Source organism: Blautia sp. 1033sp1_1033st1_G9_1033SCRN_220408 (genome assembly GCF_040929965.1).
Classification (GTDB): Bacteria; Bacillota; Clostridia; order Lachnospirales; family Lachnospiraceae; genus Blautia_A; species Blautia_A ammoniilytica.
Map to the genome: position 1 here is coordinate 12,681 of NZ_JBFKZO010000008.1, position 19,856 is coordinate 32,536.

The following is a 19,856-nucleotide window of genomic DNA, read 5'->3' on the forward strand; positions in this document are numbered from 1 at the left end:
TCAACTTGTAAATAAGGAAAGGAGGAATTGCAAATGAGCAACCTAAAAAAATATCTGAATGACCTTTTAGTATTCTACACTGAATATTTTGAGCATCCTTACCATGTATAAATACTAAAAGGACTATTTTGTGAAAACTGAATATTTTCTTAAGGCCATTTCACAAAAATGAAGTGGTCCTTTTTTATTTTCAAAATACAGTTCTATCACTTTATATATAGAAAAAAGCACTGTCTCATCGAACAACGATCAGACAACGCTTTCTCCTGTCAATTCTAATTTATGTCCGATGCATCTGTTACTTCATCTGTAGCAATTTCTTTTTCTGCTTTCAGTTTTTTATTTGCATCTTCTACATTCATTCTTGAAAGTACAAACATAATCAATACATCAAAGATTAACGGAAGCCAAAGATACATAAACTGCATCATATCAAGTGCAGACTGCGGCTGAGTTGCATTTGTTCCGATATATCCACTGAACTCAAGCATCCATCCAACAACAGCGGTTCCAATACCTCCACCGATTTTTACGCCAAGAGAAGTACAAGAGTACATCGTTCCGTCAATTCTCTTTCCCTGTGTAAGATAAGTGTATTCAGAGCAGGATGCGATAACTGCATTCATATCTCCCTGCCATGGTCCCTGACCTAAGGCTGCAAGAGCTGTAAACGCCATCATCAGCGGAACACTGCCCATATATCCGGCAATAACAACAAGTGCTCTACCAATGACTGCTAAAACATAACCTCTTAAGTTCAGTTTGTACATACCTTTCCACTTACCAACTAAGGTTGGTGTAAAAATTAAGGCAATGATCAGTGGAATATTAACTGCCCATGCAAATTGTCCAAACAAATTCTTATTTTTCAGTACCCATGTCATGTAATAAATGCCAGCTCCAATCATGGCACCATATAACTGCTGTAAAATATATGTTCCACAAATCATCATGTAATATTTGTTTTTAACAAGAAGCTTGAATGCCTGTACCATTCCGTACTTTTCATTATCATCCTTTACTTCTCCTTCGTTAAGTTCTTCCTCAGGAAGTTCCTTAACAGAAAGTGCTGAAATCGTATTTATGACAAGACCAATGATTGCATAGATAATAGCAACCGTTCTCCATGCCGCAGCATCTCCACCACATTTATCTACAAATCCAACTGTAATCGCCTGAATCAGAAGACTTGTTGAAAACGCAAAAATAAAACGGTAAGATCCCATCTGTACACGCTCTTTGCTGTTCTTTGTAATCAGTGACGTAAGTGCTGAATAAGCAATATTGTTTGCTGTATAAAACACACCATTTAACAGTGTATAAGAAATAAAGAACCATGCATATTTAGCCGTTGTTCCCAAACTCACCGGTACTGCAAAGCAGCCGACCAGCGTAATGGCACAACCTATATATCCGTATAGCATCCATGGCTTCGCTTTTCCCATTTTACTGTGTGTTTTGTCAATCATTGATCCAAAAAATATATCCGTAAAACCATCAAATAGTTTTGATACGGCAATCAGGGTACCTACGACACCTGCAGCAAGTCCTACTGAGTCCGTCAGATAGACCATCATGAAAGATGTCAGGAAGGCATAGACTACATTACCTGCAATATCACCTGATCCATATCCAATTTTGTTATACCATTTCAAATACTTTTTTTCTTCCATCAAATTTCTTTGCTCCTCATCTTCATCGCACTTAGAATCTCAATATGTCTAACCGTATGATGTCTAATTATATTTTTTTCTCTGTTTTTGTCTGATTGCTCTGTATATCCGGACTTTACATTGCAATCAGACTATCCTTCTTTGTTTACGAGTTACATGAAACTTTATTATCCCTTTACATACGGTATCAGCGTAAACTGGAACCGGAATAATACATCATCAAATCGGTACTGATCCAATACAACTGGACCACAACTATTAGAACCAATGCCATTTAATGCGTAGTCAACGCAAAATACTACACTATCTGATTCTGTCAGTTCATAATTATGCGTTTTCTTCTCAAGTTCTTCCTGCGTATAATAAGAAGCATTGAATGAGAAGGCATTTTCCGCAGATACCACAATTCCATATCGGCTGTTGTTAAGCTCTACATATTCACAATCATAATGGCTTCCATTTTCCTGTGGACGAATATAATCCTCATGCAAATCATCTACATTTGCATGATACAAACCGTGGCTCGCAGCCTGATGTTTGTCACAATAGCTTTCCTGTGGTCCCATTCCAAAGTATCGTGCATCTGAAAGTTTTTTATCCAGGAACATCCTCACACCAAATCTTGGCAGATCCGGAAATTCATCATCTTTTGTTACTGCAATATCTGCATCAATCTTTCCAGCAGCTTCTATTTTCCATGTGATCGTCACATCAAGAATCTTCTGTACTGTCTCTGCCACAACGGATGCATGGCTTATAATTTTCACACCATGCTTTCCCTGCACGACCTCTGTCGTATAGGCTCTTGTGTAAGCCTTATCATAGTGGGCTTTCTTCCATTCAGACTTGATGTACATATCGTTATCTGTTGGAGCTCTCCAAATATTTAATTCCATCGGATGGTTCAAGTATTCCCGCCCTGCGAATTTCATCTCTGTAAAGAGTGCAGTCCGTCGGTCAATTGTATATGCGAATTCACGACCTTTGATATGAATCTGTGTATCATCTTCACTCACCTGTAATTCAGAATCCGTCACTGTTTTTTCAACCCATTTTTCTGCTAACTGGCATTTGGCATCCTTCTGGCTTACTTCGATCTCATCAAATCCAAGGATATGGTCTTCATCCAACAGTGGCAATTCCTTTTTCAGATGGTAAATAAATTTTAAATAACATTTTCCACTCTCTGGCACATTGATTTTAAGGTTTATTTTTCCTTCACTGTGTGGTGCTGCTGAAACTTCTGGGAGTTTACCTTTGCTGATTACAAGCCCGTCCTGCGTCAGTTCATAACTGATCTTCACATAATCTTTCAAGTCATCAAAATCCATGTAGTTATGAAGCACCAGTTCTCCGCTTTCTTTGTCATAGGAAATAACCCTTGCCGGGCGATAAACATTCTTGTATTCCAAAAGTCCTGTATGTACCGTTCTGTCCGGATATACTAATCCATCCATACAGAAGTTGCCATCATGAATTTCTTCGCCATGGTCGCCCCCATAAGCATATATAGTCTTTCCATTCTCAGCAGTTCCATGAGCAATCGCATGGTCACACCATTCCCAGACAAAGCCGCCGCACATTTTATCATTATCCTGAATCATCTGGAAGTAATCTTCAAAATCTCCAGGTCCGTTTCCCATGCTGTGACAGTACTCTACCAAAAGGAAGGGTTTGCTTCCATCTTTATCCAGATATTCCTGAATTTCGGAAAGCGCTGGGTACATCCGGCTGTACACATCCAGATTGCTGTAATCATATGTTTCATCATAATTACGGTATCTTGCACTCTCATATTGTGTGATACGGTCTGGATCAAAATTCTTTGTCCATTCCAGTGCTTTTTCAAAGTTGCAGCCATAAGCACTCTCATTTCCCATTGACCACATAACAATACAGAAACGGTTTTTGTCACGTTCCACCATGAGTTTTACGCGATCAACGATTGCCTCTTCCCATACCGGATCATCTGCAATCTTCTCATTCCATCGTTTGAACCGATTGTAATCAGTGTCTTCTTTTCTGTAGATCATAAATGGACCATGAGCTTCAATATCTGCTTCATCTATTACCATGAATCCATACTTGTCACACATTTCATAGAAAAATGGTGCGTTCGGATAGTGGCTGGAACGGATCGCATTAAAATTATGCTGCTTCATTAACGTAAGATCGGTTGTAATCTGTTCCAGACTGATTGTAAATCCAGTAACCGGATCGGAATCATGTCGATTGACACCACGGAATTTAATCTTCTGTCCATTTAGGTAAATGACCTGGTCTTTAATCTCTATCTTTCTTAATGCAATGTGATCTACAATTACTTCATTCTCTGTTTCAAGAATCAGTTTATATAGATATGGATTTTCTGTATTCCAAAGTTCCGGACTTGCAATTTCTAATACAGCTGTTCCTTTTTCAGCAATACTTCCTAGTGCTACAACTGCTCCGTTTCTATCTTCAATCGAAATTTTTACATTTAAGGGAGAGTAGAATTTCATTTCAATTTCTACTTTCGCAAGCATATCCTCAATTCTTGTTTTAATATGATAATCACTGATTGCCTGTTTTGGGCGTTTCAAAATGTACACATCCCGGAAAATACCACTCATACGGAATTTGTCCTGATCTTCCAAATAGGAACCATCACACCATTTCATTACCAACACTGCCACCGTATTCGTTCCATCCTGAAGTACATCGGTAACATCAAACTCACTGGTCATATGTGAAACCTGGCTGTATCCTATGTAAGAGCCATTGATCCATACATAAAAGCAGCTATCTACTCCTTCAAAGTTCAAAAAAGCTTTTGATGCTTTCTCATCTCTGCTGTACTCAAAATTATGTACATAAGCTCCACACGGAATATCCTGTGGCACATATGGTGGATCAAACGGAAACGGATACCGGATGTTTGTATACTGGTGTGTATCATATCCTGCCATCTGCCATACACTTGGAACCTGAATCTCATCAAAATTTTCTGTATCATAATTCTTCTCAAAGAAAGAATCCTGAATGTCATAGATGCTGTTAAAATACTGGAATTTCCAAGTTCCATTCAATAACTGCATACGATCTGATTCTTCTCTGTGTTCCACCAAGTTATCCATTCTTTTGGATGCCGGAATATAATAGGCTCTGGCTGGCATTGTGTTTTCGTGCAGTACGCTTAGATTTTCATAATAACGTGGTACGATCATAAATAACTCTCCTCCAATACATATACTTTTTTGTTCTTTGTTTCCCTAAAGCAAACCTTATACTTTACTTTTTTGTTTACGTTCCTTAGTTATGCTATATATAGCTTATCCTAATCCGCAAAATATGTCTATGAATTGGATTAGACAAAATATGCACTAAATGATACAATGATAAAAAGTGCGAAAAGAGGTGCTGTCCTATGTATTTGAACACCGGTTATTTGAATCACTCACATATGGATTTCAAAGACAAAAGTCGTCCGCTGATTGTAGGTAGCTGTGGTACTTACCGTCTTTCCAGACATCCCAAACTTCCTACCTACCGTCCAAGGGGTCGTCTGGATTATCAAATTATATATATCACTGCTGGTTGTGGGCATTTTCATTTTGATAATGTAAATAACGAAACGATTGTTCCAGTCGGCAACATTGTACTGTACAGACCGAAAGAACTTCAGAAATATGAATATTACGGAGAAGATAAGACAGAAGTATACTGGATTCACTTCACAGGAAGCAATGTGAAAAATATCTTACATCAATATGGGTTTCCGGATAAAGAACGTGTCTTTCAAGTGGGTACATCTAATGAATATGAACAAATTTTCAAACGTATCATTATCGAGCTCCAACGCTGTCAAGATAATTATGAGGAAATGCTTGTCCTTTTGCTACGTCATCTTCTGATTAGTTTCCACCGGGAACTGACAAGAGAGCACATATTAAAAAATGAATATCTTGATCATGAGATGGATAATGCTGTTACCTTTTTCAGTGAAAACTACAATCAAAATATCAATATTGATGATTATGCTGCCTCACGAGGCATGAGTGTCAGCTGGTTTATACGAAATTTCAAAAAATATACCGATTCTACACCAATGCAATTCATTGTGGGAATCCGCATCAACAATGCTCAGATGTTACTTGAAACAACAACTTATTCCATCAATGAGATTTCTAAGATTGTCGGATATGATAACCAGCTTTATTTCAGCCGGCTTTTTCACAAGCTGAAAGGATATTCGCCAAGAGAATACCGAAAAATAAGAAATAAGTTATGAAATCTATAATATCATAAAAACTAAATGTCAAAAAAGGATGCCACCGAATCAAAACAGATTACGTGACATCCTCTTCTTTTTATTAGTGCTATTTTATAAATTCAACCGAATAGTAATACATGTACTCATTATCTGTATCTATATGCTCCCCTGCAATATCCTGTATTGGCAATGAACTTAACCCTTTTTCTCCATAAATCAGTGCTGCCAATCCTTGCTCTGTTCCGTACTCTATCGTGCTTTTGTTCTCTATAGAGGTCGCTGATCTTCCATAATATTCCCTGTTTGCAACACCTTCCAAGATTGGCGTTTCTGTCATATATTTTGAATATTCATCTGCTGCAATAAGCTTTGCAGTAAAATTATCAAAATCCGGAGTGATGACAATCAATCCATTTGTGGAAGATTTCACATCTTCATAGGAAAGTTCCAAAACTTTTTTATGTGAAACTCGTTGTCCAAGCTGATATTCTGACAAGTAAATAGATAACGTTTTAAATGTATCCCTTGAATTGTATCGAAACATCATTGTTCCATCAATTCCTGATAACAATTCAGCAGTTTTCATTTCTATACTATCTGAGTCTACTGCTTCAATATAGTTTTGTGGTTGCCGCAATTTATTACATACGATGGATCCAAAAGTAACCATAGATATTCCCACTATAATAAGAAGCACTATAATGATTCTCTTTAAGTATCGTTGTTTGCGGCCACTGTCCTTTGTTATCTGTATCAATGTATCTTCTGATTTTTTTTCAATATTATCTATCTCAATATCTTCACCAGCCAAAAACTCATTAAGACTAATACCTAATATTTCGCATAATTCTAAGTATACTGATACATCCGGCAAACAGATTCCTCTCTCCCATTTAGAAACAGACTTATCACTCATACCTATTTTTTCTGCCAATTGCTTTTGTGTCATCCCCAATGACTTTCGCTTACCTGCAATGTATTTTCCAATTTTGATAAGATCCATCCATCTACCTCCTTTTTTATATTGATCATACTCTTTTTTAGAGAAAAAACATACCCCTCAAAGGTAGAATATGATTTTTAAGCCTGTCTAGTTTGCCAGATAAACGAAAGAGCTTATATATCGGATTCATATATAACCTTACAGTTTTTATTACTGTATCCTATATATTCCATACACTGCAAGCAAGAAGCATCGAAGCTCGTCTCTGTCTGTAAATTTCTTTTACACAAATCCTTCTTCTTGGTGGAAAGACAATATTATATCTTGTTCATTAATCCAACATATTAGCTTTTTGTTTTTTCTTTCATTTATGTAACAAATTTCGCTCCATTCACAATCACCACAAATTGTTTCACACTTTCTACAAGACAAAATATTATCATGAATATCTTGTTTAAATTCAGAATACGGAAGTAGCATTCCTTCTTTCCATCCACATAATTCAAGAATCTTTTGATCGTATTCTCGAACCTTATCAGCAACACTACAACTTCCATCTTGTAATCTACTGGGACATCCCTCACAAAAAATATCTGACTGCAAGGTGACACAAACAATTGAAGCGTTTTCTAATTCAGCTATTATTTTCTTTATATGTTCTTTATATTTTTCACTATACTTTTTCACTGAGAAAAAGGAGATACACAATCTGTGATGTGGACGAAGTTTGTACTGGTATTCCATTTTACTCTCCTTTATGCCAAATAGGCGTTTCTTCCTCCCGATCCTTTGAGGTGGTTAAAATGAACAATCTGCTCAATGGGTAAATGCCACTCCTCTGAAGGAAGCCGGATGCGTTTTGTCTACATATAATTAATCTCTGTTTTCTCGCTTATTATGAATCTTCCTTGATTTTGGATCAATAACAGACAAAATACCAATGATTTTTAATGGAATGTTTAGCATTTCATATTCATAACAATCCCATTTTAATTTATATGAAATGGCAATTGCGCCACCGGCAATCAGTAACTGCCCAAATACAATAACCGGACCTATACCATACAAAGGCAGATTTTTTTCACTTTTCTTATTCATTCTTTATGTTCTTTTCCTCTTTGCATCTTGAAAAAATAACATGCCCTTTTGCTTCCTTTCCACTAACGCATAACCGGTATGTTCCTTTTTCATTAATCTGTATTTCAAATTCTGCATCCGTTACATCATCACCTCTATACACTGGCTGATCATCTTCATTATATATTTATACGGAAATTTTCCCGGATTTGCTGATAATCTTTACCTTAATACTTTCACCGGCGTCCATATCTATATTATGAGAATGTGTCGAGTTCATCTGTTCAAAAGCTATATCGTAAAAATCTGTATCCGATATCTCATCCCCTATAAATGTAGCTTTATTACATAAACCGCAGGCAGTAAAGACTAATATCATATGAAAAAGTATTCCGGATAAAATAATTTTTCTTTTGGTTGCCTTTTTCATTTCAACAATCCTCTAATCCAGTCATCTAAAAATGCCATCTGCTCTGCTGTATGAAACCAATGTTCTCCGTTTTGCATTATTGTTAGTTCTGCATTGACATCATTGGCAAACTTATGGATAGTTTCCTGTGATGTCAGATTATCTTTATCTCCATATAGTATATAAGTAGGAACCGACCAATTGACCGGATGATTACGCACATAACACAAATATTCCCAGGACAATGTTTCTCCAAATCCTGTGGTTATCAACTGTTTTTCACGTAACTTTTCTTCCGTTATATCTGCCCATCCCATCATATCAAGAATCAGCTTTTTCATATCAACGATTGGTGAAATGAAAAAGGCTTTGTCTACCTGTTCATTATTAAGAGCACACATTGAAAAATAAGCTCCAATACTGTTCGCTATTAGAATAATTGAATCATACCATTGCCTATATCTGTGAAAAAACTCTTTAAATTCACTTATTGCATCCCACGGATTGTCTGCATGATAATCAATTCCTATCACATCATAACCTGCAAATAATGTTTTATAATGGTCAGCTTCCATAGCATTTCCACCTTTTCCATGAATATATAAAACTAATTGTCTCATGAATCTTACCTTTCTATCTTCCTTTCATGTATAAACCTGCTTTCAACACCAAAAGCAGAAATGCCAGTGCTGTTGCATATGTCTCCCCTGTCAAAGCCAGAAACAGTACTGCTACGATACCAAGCAACATGGAAAATACAATTATCATCTTGTATACTTTCTCAATTTTTAACTGCGTAACTATAAGCTCTGAAACTCCAATTAACATTAATAAAAAGAACAATACTCAATAAACCATCCTGTTAAAGGCTGATGTTTCTGTATAGCCGAACAGGTTTACGGATGCAATATATTCTTTCATTGATTTTGGATACAGAGGCAGCACAATCAGCAGAAAATGAAACAAGTCAATAGCCCCGATCAGAATGCTGCACAGATTTTGCATATTGGATTTATTTTCTTTCTCCGCAATTGAAAGTAATTTTTCTCCAGACACCAGTTCATCAATTGTCACAGAGAAAAAAGTTGAAATTTCTTTTAGAGAATCTATACTCGGATACCCTCTGTCCGATTCCCACTTCGAAATAGCTGTCCTCGAAACAAACAGAATAAGTGGTTGTACGACGTATGTGACCTCCTGTGCTGCCATCCCTGTTTTCCACGAGAGTTGCAAATCCCATTGCCATCTCTTTATTATGAGCACGCAGCTTCTGAAGCAAAGGATTCTCCATATTAAGATAAACCCCTATGATTACAAAAACTGACACCAGGCTTGTAAGAAGCGCCTGCGGATGTATCATCTGATATACTGTAACTGCTAATACCGCCACAATACAGGTTGTTATTGTAATGAGCTTATTGTACCCCATATTTTTTCTTCCGCATATCAGTAATATAACACTACCAAGCATATAAACAGCTACCATAATGTAACAGGTATACACCGGAATTCCCATCGAATAATTTGTAATCTCTCCATGACAATACGTAATCTTTGGCATAAACAAGATCACAGCAGCCATATTTACTGCAAACGGCAATGCTGAATATTCCCGTAAAAAGCAATAATTCAAACACGATTTCTTTCTTTTGAACCTTATAGGCATATCGCTCACGGAAATATATAAATGCAATATAAATTACAATAAGCATACAGCCTATCTGAAGTTTACTATACTCAATCATAAATTTCTCTTTTCTCCCAAATTGCCATAACAAATTCTGCGCTTTTACTATAACATCAAGGATAGCTCTATCTCATCTTCATCCATCGTTCCAGTCTCTTTAAAGCCTTTGTTCTTGTATAAACTTAATGCATGAATATTGTCCATATTGCAGGTTAATGTTACCTTGTCTGATGGTCCAAAGGGTTTCGTTTTAATGTACTCAATCGTCAGATCCAATGCAATACTTCCATACCCCTGTCCCTGATTAGATTCGTCAATCATCATATGCCATATATTGTATTCCGGAATATCATAATCATAAATCACCATGACATAACCAATCATAGTATCATCCTTATAGATTCCAAACGGCTGACATTGATTCCTGTAAACATAAGCCTGTGCAAGGCTTCGAATTGGATGGGAAACAAAGCGTTCCTGTCCGTTTGCAAGTTTCAAATGAAATGCTTCCATAAAATTATCTTCTGTAATTTGCTTTAGATATTCCACAGCCACCTCCGTACTACTGCACTCTTTGATAATGTTTCCAGAAGTTGATTGTTTCCTGAAGATCAGCTTCACTGGCGAACAGGTTCAGCTTCTTCGCAACTTCAACTGCGAAATCGACATATGCATTTGCTCGTGCAGTTATCACATTTTTATCCGTTACTAGGTCCGCATCGGAGGAATGGGTTGATTTCACATCACACAGAATCCCAGCATGATCCAGCACATCAACCCCTGCACAGATCCCGGCAATCAAAATCTCACGTTTCATTAAGGCTTGTAGACACGCTTTCACCTCTCGAGTAACAATTTCAGCGATGTTTCCACCCGGAAGGATAAAACTTCTGATTTGATCTTTCATCCTTATCCCCCTATTCATTCTCTTTTTTTCTTCTGCGCTCTGCAATCTTTCGATTTATCTTATCTGCCTCTTCTTTTTCCAGATACCACTTCACAAGATAGGACAGCACATCACAGACAGCCGTTGAAATCAATATTGCTACATAAACTATTCTAGAAACGCTGTCTCCCATTATCAGATAAATCACAGCACACATTGCAATTTCCAGAACTACAAGTTCTATACCTCTCTGCCACATGATCTGAGGAATCGTCATATCTTCCTTCAGATAAATAGGAATACATGGAATCATACAAATGAATGCCAACCCAAACGGCAGGAAAAAATAGATAAAGCTAATGCTGTTATTTCTTGCAAAGAGACTGCCGATCACTGCAATTGCAAATGTACATTCTGCCACAACCGTTATGTAATCAAACAGAAACTCTCTCTTCGGATCAAATTCTTTCATCGTCATCATCCTCCATAAAACAATCTTCAATTTCCTTTGCATACCTTCTTGTAATCAATATTTCTTCACCGTTTTCCATTCTGGCATATAGTCTTCCGTTCAATGCAGTCCGTACGGAAGTAATATGCTCTACATTGACAAGCATTGTTTTGGACGCTCTGCATATAGTTCTTCTCTTGACCTTGTCTTCTACCTGATACAATCTGCCTTTTATTTCATAAACACTGTCCACAGTATATGCAAATACCAGACCATCCACAGTCTCAAAATACAGAATATCCTCTATTCTGACAGATGCCCTTTCCCTTGCCTTCTTATATCCGGTCAGAGTATCCCCTTTATGTTGTACATATTCTTTTATCTCTTCAAAGTCCTTAGTAAGTCTTATGTACGCAAGGGTCACTCCTTCTTCTTCCGGACTTTTTACAAGTTTTTCCGTTACCCTCATGTGTATTTCCTTTCCGGCTAAATCATATTACCAATTTGCTACCATAATTACTCTATCGTGATTCAATTTCATTGTCCATATGCAGACAACTAACATGCACCAAACCGATGCCAAGATGCATAATAATCCCAGTTTTCGTCAATAATACGAAAGCAGTACAAACCTTATCAGATTCGTACTGCCAACCTCATATCTAAAAAATCTGCCTCGGCAGTTTCTTTTTCGCTTTATATGGGAACTGCTTATCAAACTCCTCTGCTTCCTGCTCATCTACAAGATAACCCTCCGGTGTTGCATACTCTCCTGTAATTCCATCAAAATAACCCGGTATCAGTTCCTTACACAGAAAGAATGATGCATCTTCCCCCTCCGGCAATCCATGATATCGGATACCATACTCGCTTGCCTGCTTAAAACCGCTCTTTCCATAAAAATCAATATTTCCTTCAAAGCACAGCGCTCCACAGCCAAGCTCTGCAGCTTTCTCCAATGAATAATCAAGCAGAATTTTTCCATATCCCTTACGTTTATATTCGTTTTTGATACAGATTGGTCCCATCGTCATAATGGGAATGCTTCTTCCGTCATCTGCTGTGATTGCAGTTCTCACAAAGATATTCTGTCCGATAAGTTCTCCGTCCTGATACATAACAAAATCAAGCTCCGGTACAAATGCCGAATCATTTCTTAACTGGTTAAGGACATAATGCTCCAGGCATCCGGGGCGGTATACATTCCAAAAACTATCCCTTACCAGATTTTCTACTTTTCGATATTCACTTTTTTCTTCTAAACGGATTACTATATTATTTTTCATGATCTGATTCTCCTTCACTTCAAATCTTGTACCAGGCTTTTTATAGCTGATACAAATTCATCTTTTACATTTTCCTTATCTTCTGCTCCATCATAAAGGCTGTAATAAAAATGCATAACAGCATAGAATCTGACAGCTTTATCCTTAGCATTTGTAAATCCCATGCTATCAAATAAATCTTTCACATAGGATGCAGGTCCAGCTACGAGATACTGCTGATATAAATTCTGCATCTCTTTACTGCGAAACTGCTCGATTGTCAGCATCTTCCGAAACGATGATGCAAAATCATCCTCTGTCCAGTATTCATACATTGACTTGCTGTATTCCACCAAATCATCCAGAGACACATTCTCATACTGTTCAGGCATTTTTTCTTTTTCCTCTTCCGGCATATCATATTCGGATGCCTGTTCACCATCTTGCTGTTCCATACGCTGCACAATACAGTCAAAAATATCTCTTTTGCTTTTGTAATGGCGGTACAATGCCCCTTTTGTCATATCAAGTTCTCCTGCTATCTGGCTGACTGAGACAGCCTCATAACCATCTCTGGCAAATAAATGCAGTGCTACAATCAATATTTCTTCTTTTCTATTATTACTCACGCTGATAACCTCCAAGTTAAAATAAACGACCGTTTACATTTTTATAATAGTAAACGGTCGTTTATTTGTCAAGACTTTTCTTTTTGTTTATATTATCTCTTTTTATAAATCAGAAGTTCTGGATTTTCACCAGCTTTCTCATATGTACATACTAGAATAAAATCCATATCTGCCAGAATACCGAAGCACCTGTCTCCTCCAAATTCAGACTCCAGTTGATTCCCCAGATAGGTTTTCTGATCATCAAGGAATTTCACTTTTTGGCCATTAGGCAGAGTATAATCCAGATTCACATATTTTCCCACAAGTGCATTTAGTTTGTCTACCCTTGGAAGTCCGTCTATATGTAGATCATTAATTTCATTTATCAATTGCTTTTTAAACTCTTCAAACTGCCCATTGTCACTAAGCTCATCATATCTTTTCCAGTAATCTAACTTTGGAAGCATTTCTTTCAGATAAGTGCGTGCCTGTTCTTCGGTAAAGCTTTCATTTACCATATTCTTTACACATACATCAATCAATTCATCCATATCGTTATATGTGTATGTTCCATCTGCATAGCACCATTTACAATACTCCTCATTTAATGTGCCATCCTTATCACGTCCCAATATGGAATCATCATCAATTGGCATCCCGCAGCACTGACAGATCAGCTTTCTGGGTTCTCCCAAAAGCGTATTGATTGAAACATCAAATTCTTTCGATAAGAGCTTAAGTGTATCCGTATTGGGAACGGTATCTCCATTTTCCCAACGTGATACTGCCTGCCTTGTTACCATAATTTTATCTGCCAGCTCGTCCTGTGACATTCCTCTTTCAGTACGAAGTTTCAAAATAATATTTTTTGTTTCCATCGTCGTCACCTCCATAACCATATCATACAGATAAATTCATGTTCTGAAAAGCAACCTGCTGTTGCCATACCATGTCTATATGATTTGATCCGCACTCTTTGGTCATGACTTTCTTACACCAGGTTCTTGTCTTACAGTGAGGACATTTTAAGTATCTTGTGCTTAATAAATGCATTCATTAGAAATAAACTTTCCAATTTTCACCTGATCCATTGTTTTCCTCCCTTTCTGCCCCAAGTGTAGTATAAAAAATAGACACTTCACACCCACGTAGCGTAGAGAATGGTGAATATATGCGGATTCTACGCTTCGTAGAGTATAAAATATCTACTGATTTCTTGTTTGATCCATATCAGTTAATCTTTTAATATATCTTATCAACCTCAGCTTTATACACTTCTTCAATATGAGCATCAAAAAGTACCCACTCCACCAGATCAAAACAATCTAGATTATCCTGCAAGAATCTGTTTACTGTATGTATCGCAATCTTTGCCGCCAACTCAACCGGAAAACTATATACTCCCGTTGATATGGAAGGAAATGCAATAGACCTGATTCCATTATCCATTGCCAGCTTCATAGAATTAAAATAACAGTTAGCAAGAAGTTCCTCTTCTCTATTCCTGCCGCCGTTCCATATCGGTCCTGCAGTATGAATCACGTAATCGCATGGCAGCTTATAGGCTTTTGTTATCTTTGCTTCTCCTGTCTCACATCCGTGAAGTGTCCTGCACTCCGCCAGAAGTTCCGGTCCTGCTGCTCTGTGAATCGCACCATCTACACCACCTCCTCCAAGAAGGGAGTTGTTTGCTGCATTTACGATTGCCTGCACATCGGTAACTTTTGTTATGTCACCTTTAATCGTCTTAATCAAATACATTGTTTAATATTCCTTTTCTATCTCGCCATCTATTCCATACATTTTCTTGAATGCATCAAGGTCTGCTTGGTTCTTAATCAGCATAACCTCCTCTATTTTGCCTGTATGAATATCTTTAAATTCAGCTACTTGCTCGCCATTACATATGCTCACTTTGATTACTGGTTTCTTATTTTCTTTATCATATGTCTTTGTAGCTGGCTTTTTCTTAAATAGACCCACTCTGTGCACCTTCTTTTAACTTTGCCATTGTCTCGATAATACCTACTACCGGACATGCATCTGCATCTACAAATTCTCTCCAGTCCTTTTTCGTTTATGTAATCAATATCTTTCTGCTTTAGATGGAAACTGCTTCGGAACTTGGAATTGTTCAGTCGCTCAAATAACTGCTTGTACCATTTATCCTTCGTCATATCATCACCACAAATCGTATTGTTTCATAGTCTCTGCATTTCGATATTCATGTTTCTCATAATATCCTATCAACTTCCCATCATCTCTGAGTGCCACCATATAAACATCTTTATTCTGTTTCTCATTGTGAAAAGTGTAAACGATATTATGACTTTCATCTATTGCAAACCAGTCCACTACCTGCTGTATTTTATCTCTTGATTCCGGATTGTGACAATCTAACAGACTTTTTCCAATAAGTTTATCGCCACCTCGCTTCGCATAACTGATAACAGCTGCCGGATTCATGTAAATAATCTCATGCTTAAGATTGCATATAACAACGGATGCCTTATCCTGATCAACAATACTTTTATAAAAGCTGACATAAGATTTAAACTTAATCACTTTTTCATTATCCTGCCTCTTTTGAAGTTGTGGTTTCTTTCTTCGATAATAATCGTATATTTCTCCACCTGGTATCCAGATTTGTGCCTCATTTATCTTATCAAGTACAGCTTCAACAATCTGTTCATCTGCCAGCGAATCAGGTGCTTTATCATGTTCTGTTACATACTTTTTGTATTCTTCATACACCCAGCCTGTAATCTTATCCTTCTGTTTCATCTTGAGATCAGTAAACTTCTTGTTCATCTGTAAAAGCTGACCATCTATCTTTTTATGTATTTTTGTCTTCTTACTTTTTGCCATCTTATGTTATCCTTAGAACTTCACTACTTCCGGTTCACGTGTAAATGATGAAAATGTAGCTGTTGCATTCTTAAAATAAAACACCTCTGTATTTCCATCATCTGCTGAGTACATATTCTGTAAAGATGGATAAGCATCAAGCATAGACTGTCTTGCTTCTCTTCTATCATCTTCTACAAGTTCTCCTGCTACACGAAGCCACTCTCCATTCTTAAATGCACAGATTTCTACCTTTGGATTTGCATGAATCTGTTTTGAAACATCTTTCACCTTTCCGGTCTGAATATACAGTTTTCCTTCAAAAATATGTGCTGTTCCAAAAGGTCTTACCCTTGGCTGGTCTCCTTCCACTGTTGCCAAATAATATGTCTCTGCTTCTTTTAAAAAATTTACTACTCGTTCCATGGTATAAGTCTCCTGTTATTAAAATTTATCAATAATAGAATTATACCACTATTTTCCCTTTTCACCAAACACAATACCATAGATTTTCTCAGACCTAAGCTATTGTCCAGACTACAGTAACTGTATCGGTAACATCTATATCGTCTGCCTCAATATCTATATCATATGCTCCCAGTGTACTCATTTCACATTCTGTACACTCCATTAATCTCATTTCATTCAATGGCTTTGTTACAAAATCTATCTCTCCCCAGGAATAATCAATTGCCTGTATTTCACCCAGTTCCACATTTGCTGCTGTTGTAAGCACCTGTGCCTTTTGAATGGAATCCTCAATTGCTTTATGTAACAGCTCATTCTTGCATTTTTCTACATCTGCCACTGTATACTCAATAGAAAACTCTGGCTTTAATGAACTATGAGCCAAAGCGTAAAGGACTTGCCCTAATCTTTTATTATCGGCTGCAAACTCTATTTTCATGTGGTGATTGTACTTATAACCTTTAAATCTTCGCTTCCAGCTCTTATCTCTGTCCTGATAGCTTTCATATTCTGTATCGACATTAAAATATACTGTTTTAAGGTCTTTTCTCTGAAAGCCATGTTTCTCAAACAAATCCTTGAGAAGCTCTGTATCTTCTGTTGACCTTCGGAGAGTATCTTCATATTCTCTGCAAAGTTCTTCCTTGTTGACATATAACCGGATTATATCCGGCTTTACTGCTATTTTCCCTTTTCCTGTAACTTTAATGGTTCTCATCATCTTTGCTCTTCCTTTCATTCTCATAATATTCATATCCGCTGATTAAAAGCTCTATCATCTTCTTTGTCATCTGAATATACTTACCAAATGGATTAATCACAATTCCATTAATCTTCTCCCATTCCAGTGCCAGTTTAAGGATTGATAAAATAGGCTGATTCATCTGAACATTTCCTGCTGAGCCCTTATGCATTTCCTCAGAAGATGTAAATACTCCAACCCATTCTTTTCCACCAGCATCTTTCACAGTTTCCATTTTAAGTCTTACATCATGATCAAGCGAAATTGTGTCACCTACCTTTACTTTGTTGATCTGCTCTTCGGACATGAAAGAATCCGCAGTAATATAAGGCACCACAAATTCTCCTGCCTGCTGCATTCTTGTCACCATAGTTTCCATAAACAGCTGCATTCCATTTTCATCCTGCTGAGCATAACACTGATCTATTGCAGCTTCAATTATTTGATTTGCCTGTGTTCCATTCTTATCATCTGAATCAACATTTCTATCTCTTCCAAGAACATGATCAAACTCATCAAGAATATCCGTCATCAAGCCTTCATCAATCCGGCTTCTACACTCTGCAATCAATACAGCCGGAATTCCATAAAATGCTTCTGCAATACTGCCTGTAATAGCACCAAGTGTGTCAGTATCTCCACCAAGTGATACTGCATTCCGTATGGCATCCTCAAAATCTTTGGATTCCAGAAATGCAATAATTGCTTCCGGTACTGTTCTCTGACAAGTCTCATCCATATGATATCCCGGTCTGATCTCATCAAGTGTTCTATCAAGATTGTAATGAAACTCCCTTTCGATATATTCTTTAACTTCTTCTTTTGAAGCTCCATTCCTAGCCATGTATATTGCACTGGCTGTTGCCTCTGCACCCTTAATGCCCTCCGGATGATTATGTGTCACATTTGCTGTCGCTCTTGCTACCTCTCTTGTTCTTTCCATCGAATCATAAAGCCATCCTGCCGCTGATACTCTCATAGCGGAACCATTCCCATAACTTCCGTATGGCTTAGGATTTTTTTCTCTAAGCCAATACCTGAATCTTCCACCATAACCTGCATATGGATATCTTTTCCCCCAATCCTGCATGTTAGTTACTACCGCCTCTTCTATTTCCTTTACTGTAGCTTCCGTTCCGACTGCAAGAAGAGCTTCTCCAACCGCTATTGTCATAACAGAATCATCTGTAAAGCCACAGCCTTTACTAAACAAATCAAATTCCTTTGTCTTATTTCCTCTGTCAAACTCAAATGGGCTTCCAATAATATCTCCTAAAATTGCTCCGTACATATATTCCTCCAATCTCCGGATTGCTCCGGCAGCTCTTTTTCTTTGTCACAATATGAGTATAGTTGAGCAGCATCTTTATATGGTCGCTGTCCAGGCGACACTTTTTAGGGCAAAAACAAACGCCGATACTATAAGTACCGACGTAATATATGCCAATCAATATTTACTTGTAAACTCTTTATACTCCTAATATTTCATTCGTATACTTAAACAAAGTCACATTCAACTGCATAATATCATACTGCTTATCAATGATAGCTTTCTGTACAATCAAATCAACCTTGCTGCTTGGGCTGAATGCCCAGTCTGCTCTGGCAAGCAAGTCTTTTGACTGTTCCAGATCAAGCTGCAGTGCAATACAGAGTGCCATTACCGTCTTTTTCTTTGGATGATAATTCTGGTCACACTGAATCTTTGAAAAATGTTTCCTATCAAGATTTGCCCGTTTCCACACATCCTTATTATCAAGATGTGCTTCATCAATCAGCTCAAATAATTTGTCATGAAATGAAACTCCAATATTCGCAAGCTGGTCTTCCAATGAAATATTTTCCAGCGGCATGAGCAACTCTGTCATACCCGTATCTGTCATTTCCTCAAGTGAATAGTTGTATTCTTCTCTTTGAAGCATTTCTTCATTGAAATCTTCTTCTGCCAATTCTTTTACACGAGTACTTCTTCTGCTCCTTAACGGATACTCTTTTCTATGGGTTTCTCTGACGTAATTAGCATCTATATAAGAATCAATATCCCCAACAATCTGACCGCACAGCTGAAAAGACCTTTTATCAAACACTACCAGTATGATTTCCATTTCATTTTCAGTAAGAAACTGGCTGAATACTGACACAGCAATCTGTAATGCTTTGTCCTTCGGGAATCCATATACTCCTGTCGAAATTAATGGAAAGGCAATGCTCTCACACTTAAGTTCTAATGCTTTTTGCAATGATTTACGATAGCAGTCCTCCAGAATTTCAAATTCATAATGCTTTCCATCTGTCCATATCGGTCCTACTGTATGAATAATATATTTTGCATTTAGATTATATGCACCGGTAACAGCAATATCACCTCTTGCAATTTTGCCGATACCCGCTCTTTCGGCAAGAAGCTGTTCTTTTCCTGCCGCCTCATATATGGCTAAATCTGTACCACTTACATATATAGGATTCGGATTGGCAGTATTTACAATCACATCTGCTTTTACTTTTGTTATATCGTTGCGAACTATCTTAAATGGCATCGTACATC

The 19,856-nt window shown here is 37.3% G+C and carries 25 protein-coding genes and 1 pseudogene; 1 reads left to right on the forward strand and 25 read right to left on the reverse strand.

Going from position 1 to position 19,856, the window contains the following annotated elements; all coding sequences use genetic code 11:
- Positions 1-275 precede the first annotated feature (275 nt).
- The gene (locus AB5916_RS07800; protein WP_368190279.1) at positions 276-1,673 is read right to left on the reverse strand and encodes an MFS transporter; all 1,398 of its coding nucleotides are present in this window, start codon (positions 1,671-1,673) and stop codon (positions 276-278) included.
- A gap of 167 nt (positions 1,674-1,840) precedes the next feature.
- Positions 1,841-4,879, reverse strand: a complete 3,039-nt coding sequence (locus AB5916_RS07805) for a glycoside hydrolase family 2 TIM barrel-domain containing protein (RefSeq protein WP_368190121.1) — start codon at positions 4,877-4,879, stop codon at positions 1,841-1,843.
- A 200-nt stretch (positions 4,880-5,079) separates the two neighbouring features.
- On the opposite strand from AB5916_RS07805, the gene AB5916_RS07810 reads away from it, so the two are divergent.
- A complete protein-coding gene (locus AB5916_RS07810) occupies positions 5,080-5,943 on the forward strand; it encodes an AraC family transcriptional regulator (RefSeq protein ID WP_368190123.1) in 864 nt (287 codons plus the stop codon).
- A gap of 88 nt (positions 5,944-6,031) precedes the next feature.
- Here the strand turns inward: AB5916_RS07810 and AB5916_RS07815 are convergent, their stop codons facing one another.
- The 23 genes and pseudogenes from AB5916_RS07815 to AB5916_RS07925 form a co-directional block, all read right to left on the reverse strand.
- The gene (locus AB5916_RS07815) at positions 6,032-6,928 is read right to left on the reverse strand and encodes a helix-turn-helix domain-containing protein (protein WP_368190125.1); all 897 of its coding nucleotides are present in this window, start codon (positions 6,926-6,928) and stop codon (positions 6,032-6,034) included.
- A gap of 222 nt (positions 6,929-7,150) precedes the next feature.
- Positions 7,151-7,612 (reverse strand): DUF1284 domain-containing protein, encoded by a 462-nt coding sequence (locus tag AB5916_RS07820; protein ID WP_368190126.1) that lies wholly within the window; start codon positions 7,610-7,612, stop codon positions 7,151-7,153.
- A gap of 129 nt (positions 7,613-7,741) precedes the next feature.
- On the reverse strand, positions 7,742-7,966 hold the full coding sequence (locus AB5916_RS07825) for a hypothetical protein (protein ID WP_368190128.1): 225 nt from the start codon (positions 7,964-7,966) through the stop codon (positions 7,742-7,744).
- 166 nt (positions 7,967-8,132) lie between these two features.
- Complete coding sequence (locus AB5916_RS07830; RefSeq protein WP_368190130.1) at positions 8,133-8,375, reverse strand: hypothetical protein; 243 nt, start codon at positions 8,373-8,375, stop codon at positions 8,133-8,135.
- Entirely contained in the window at positions 8,372-8,974 is a 603-nt protein-coding gene (locus AB5916_RS07835) for an alpha/beta hydrolase (RefSeq protein WP_368190132.1), read from the reverse strand. The genes AB5916_RS07830 and AB5916_RS07835 overlap by 4 nt, the downstream gene beginning before the upstream one ends.
- Before the next feature lie 13 nt (positions 8,975-8,987).
- Positions 8,988-9,122 carry a hypothetical protein gene (locus tag AB5916_RS07840; RefSeq protein ID WP_368190134.1) on the reverse strand — a complete coding sequence of 45 codons (135 nt, stop codon included), beginning with the start codon at positions 9,120-9,122 and terminating at the stop codon, positions 8,988-8,990.
- 78 nt (positions 9,123-9,200) lie between these two features.
- Complete coding sequence (locus AB5916_RS07845) at positions 9,201-9,524, reverse strand: helix-turn-helix domain-containing protein (RefSeq protein ID WP_368190281.1); 324 nt, start codon at positions 9,522-9,524, stop codon at positions 9,201-9,203.
- Positions 9,418-9,783, reverse strand: coding sequence for a hypothetical protein (locus AB5916_RS07850; protein ID WP_368190284.1), 366 nt, complete (start codon positions 9,781-9,783; stop codon positions 9,418-9,420). The genes AB5916_RS07845 and AB5916_RS07850 overlap by 107 nt, the downstream gene beginning before the upstream one ends.
- 363 nt (positions 9,784-10,146) lie before the next feature.
- Entirely contained in the window at positions 10,147-10,590 is a 444-nt protein-coding gene (locus AB5916_RS07855; RefSeq protein ID WP_368190136.1) for a GNAT family N-acetyltransferase, read from the reverse strand.
- Between the two features lie 13 nt (positions 10,591-10,603).
- Complete coding sequence (locus AB5916_RS07860; RefSeq protein ID WP_368190138.1) at positions 10,604-10,948, reverse strand: DJ-1/PfpI family protein; 345 nt, start codon at positions 10,946-10,948, stop codon at positions 10,604-10,606.
- Between the two features lie 10 nt (positions 10,949-10,958).
- Entirely contained in the window at positions 10,959-11,399 is a 441-nt protein-coding gene (locus AB5916_RS07865) for a hypothetical protein (RefSeq protein WP_368190140.1), read from the reverse strand.
- The gene (locus tag AB5916_RS07870) at positions 11,386-11,847 is read right to left on the reverse strand and encodes a LytTR family DNA-binding domain-containing protein (RefSeq protein WP_173728360.1); all 462 of its coding nucleotides are present in this window, start codon (positions 11,845-11,847) and stop codon (positions 11,386-11,388) included. The genes AB5916_RS07865 and AB5916_RS07870 overlap by 14 nt, the downstream gene beginning before the upstream one ends.
- Positions 11,848-12,040: 193 nt before the next feature.
- On the reverse strand, positions 12,041-12,664 hold the full coding sequence (locus AB5916_RS07875) for a GNAT family N-acetyltransferase (RefSeq protein ID WP_368190142.1): 624 nt from the start codon (positions 12,662-12,664) through the stop codon (positions 12,041-12,043).
- A gap of 14 nt (positions 12,665-12,678) precedes the next feature.
- Entirely contained in the window at positions 12,679-13,272 is a 594-nt protein-coding gene (locus tag AB5916_RS07880) for a TetR family transcriptional regulator (protein ID WP_368190143.1), read from the reverse strand.
- A gap of 92 nt (positions 13,273-13,364) precedes the next feature.
- Positions 13,365-14,132 carry a zinc ribbon domain-containing protein gene (locus tag AB5916_RS07885; protein WP_368190144.1) on the reverse strand — a complete coding sequence of 256 codons (768 nt, stop codon included), beginning with the start codon at positions 14,130-14,132 and terminating at the stop codon, positions 13,365-13,367.
- Between the two features lie 364 nt (positions 14,133-14,496).
- A complete protein-coding gene (locus tag AB5916_RS07890; RefSeq protein ID WP_368190146.1) occupies positions 14,497-15,015 on the reverse strand; it encodes an O-acetyl-ADP-ribose deacetylase in 519 nt (172 codons plus the stop codon).
- A gap of 3 nt (positions 15,016-15,018) precedes the next feature.
- Positions 15,019-15,237 (reverse strand): aspartate dehydrogenase, encoded by a 219-nt coding sequence (locus AB5916_RS07895; protein ID WP_368190147.1) that lies wholly within the window; start codon positions 15,235-15,237, stop codon positions 15,019-15,021.
- Positions 15,238-15,308: 71 nt separating this feature from the next.
- A pseudogene (locus AB5916_RS07900) lies at positions 15,309-15,431 on the reverse strand (DUF4186 family protein); the annotation flags it as partial.
- Between the two features lie 4 nt (positions 15,432-15,435).
- Positions 15,436-16,122 (reverse strand): PAS domain-containing protein, encoded by a 687-nt coding sequence (locus AB5916_RS07905; RefSeq protein ID WP_368190149.1) that lies wholly within the window; start codon positions 16,120-16,122, stop codon positions 15,436-15,438.
- A gap of 12 nt (positions 16,123-16,134) precedes the next feature.
- Positions 16,135-16,527 carry a pyridoxamine 5'-phosphate oxidase family protein gene (locus AB5916_RS07910; protein ID WP_368190150.1) on the reverse strand — a complete coding sequence of 131 codons (393 nt, stop codon included), beginning with the start codon at positions 16,525-16,527 and terminating at the stop codon, positions 16,135-16,137.
- 94 nt (positions 16,528-16,621) lie between these two features.
- Complete coding sequence (locus tag AB5916_RS07915) at positions 16,622-17,290, reverse strand: SIMPL domain-containing protein (protein WP_368190151.1); 669 nt, start codon at positions 17,288-17,290, stop codon at positions 16,622-16,624.
- Positions 17,274-18,602, reverse strand: coding sequence for an ADP-ribosylglycohydrolase family protein (locus AB5916_RS07920; RefSeq protein ID WP_368190152.1), 1,329 nt, complete (start codon positions 18,600-18,602; stop codon positions 17,274-17,276). The genes AB5916_RS07915 and AB5916_RS07920 overlap by 17 nt, the downstream gene beginning before the upstream one ends.
- Before the next feature lie 178 nt (positions 18,603-18,780).
- On the reverse strand, positions 18,781-19,848 hold the full coding sequence (locus AB5916_RS07925) for a macro domain-containing protein (RefSeq protein ID WP_368190153.1): 1,068 nt from the start codon (positions 19,846-19,848) through the stop codon (positions 18,781-18,783).
- Positions 19,849-19,856: the final 8 nt, after the last annotated feature.

Excerpts from the sequence above, each read along its gene's own strand:
- AB5916_RS07870 (WP_173728360.1), bottom strand. The coding sequence starts at position 11,847 with ATGAGGGTAACGGAAAAACTTGTAAAAAGTCCGGAAGAAGAAGGAGTG.
- AB5916_RS07805 (WP_368190121.1), bottom strand. The coding sequence starts at position 4,879 with ATGATCGTACCACGTTATTATGAAAATCTAAGCGTACTGCACGAAAAC.
- AB5916_RS07800 (WP_368190279.1), bottom strand. The coding sequence starts at position 1,673 with ATGGAAGAAAAAAAGTATTTGAAATGGTATAACAAAATTGGATATGGA.
- AB5916_RS07905 (WP_368190149.1), bottom strand. The coding sequence starts at position 16,122 with ATGGCAAAAAGTAAGAAGACAAAAATACATAAAAAGATAGATGGTCAG.
- AB5916_RS07915 (WP_368190151.1), bottom strand. The coding sequence starts at position 17,290 with ATGATGAGAACCATTAAAGTTACAGGAAAAGGGAAAATAGCAGTAAAG.
- AB5916_RS07830 (WP_368190130.1), bottom strand. The coding sequence starts at position 8,375 with ATGAAAAAGGCAACCAAAAGAAAAATTATTTTATCCGGAATACTTTTT.
- AB5916_RS07910 (WP_368190150.1), bottom strand. The coding sequence starts at position 16,527 with ATGGAACGAGTAGTAAATTTTTTAAAAGAAGCAGAGACATATTATTTG.
- AB5916_RS07850 (WP_368190284.1), bottom strand. The coding sequence starts at position 9,783 with ATGGGGTACAATAAGCTCATTACAATAACAACCTGTATTGTGGCGGTA.
- AB5916_RS07890 (WP_368190146.1), bottom strand. The coding sequence starts at position 15,015 with ATGTATTTGATTAAGACGATTAAAGGTGACATAACAAAAGTTACCGAT.
- AB5916_RS07815 (WP_368190125.1), bottom strand. The coding sequence starts at position 6,928 with ATGGATCTTATCAAAATTGGAAAATACATTGCAGGTAAGCGAAAGTCA.
- AB5916_RS07840 (WP_368190134.1), bottom strand. The coding sequence starts at position 9,122 with ATGATAATTGTATTTTCCATGTTGCTTGGTATCGTAGCAGTACTGTTT.
- AB5916_RS07865 (WP_368190140.1), bottom strand. The coding sequence starts at position 11,399 with ATGAAAGAATTTGATCCGAAGAGAGAGTTTCTGTTTGATTACATAACG.
- AB5916_RS07875 (WP_368190142.1), bottom strand. The coding sequence starts at position 12,664 with ATGAAAAATAATATAGTAATCCGTTTAGAAGAAAAAAGTGAATATCGA.
- AB5916_RS07925 (WP_368190153.1), bottom strand. The coding sequence starts at position 19,848 with ATGCCATTTAAGATAGTTCGCAACGATATAACAAAAGTAAAAGCAGAT.
- AB5916_RS07810 (WP_368190123.1), top strand. The coding sequence starts at position 5,080 with ATGTATTTGAACACCGGTTATTTGAATCACTCACATATGGATTTCAAA.
- AB5916_RS07820 (WP_368190126.1), bottom strand. The coding sequence starts at position 7,612 with ATGGAATACCAGTACAAACTTCGTCCACATCACAGATTGTGTATCTCC.
- AB5916_RS07885 (WP_368190144.1), bottom strand. The coding sequence starts at position 14,132 with ATGGAAACAAAAAATATTATTTTGAAACTTCGTACTGAAAGAGGAATG.
- AB5916_RS07825 (WP_368190128.1), bottom strand. The coding sequence starts at position 7,966 with ATGAATAAGAAAAGTGAAAAAAATCTGCCTTTGTATGGTATAGGTCCG.
- AB5916_RS07860 (WP_368190138.1), bottom strand. The coding sequence starts at position 10,948 with ATGAAAGATCAAATCAGAAGTTTTATCCTTCCGGGTGGAAACATCGCT.
- AB5916_RS07920 (WP_368190152.1), bottom strand. The coding sequence starts at position 18,602 with ATGTACGGAGCAATTTTAGGAGATATTATTGGAAGCCCATTTGAGTTT.
- AB5916_RS07835 (WP_368190132.1), bottom strand. The coding sequence starts at position 8,974 with ATGAGACAATTAGTTTTATATATTCATGGAAAAGGTGGAAATGCTATG.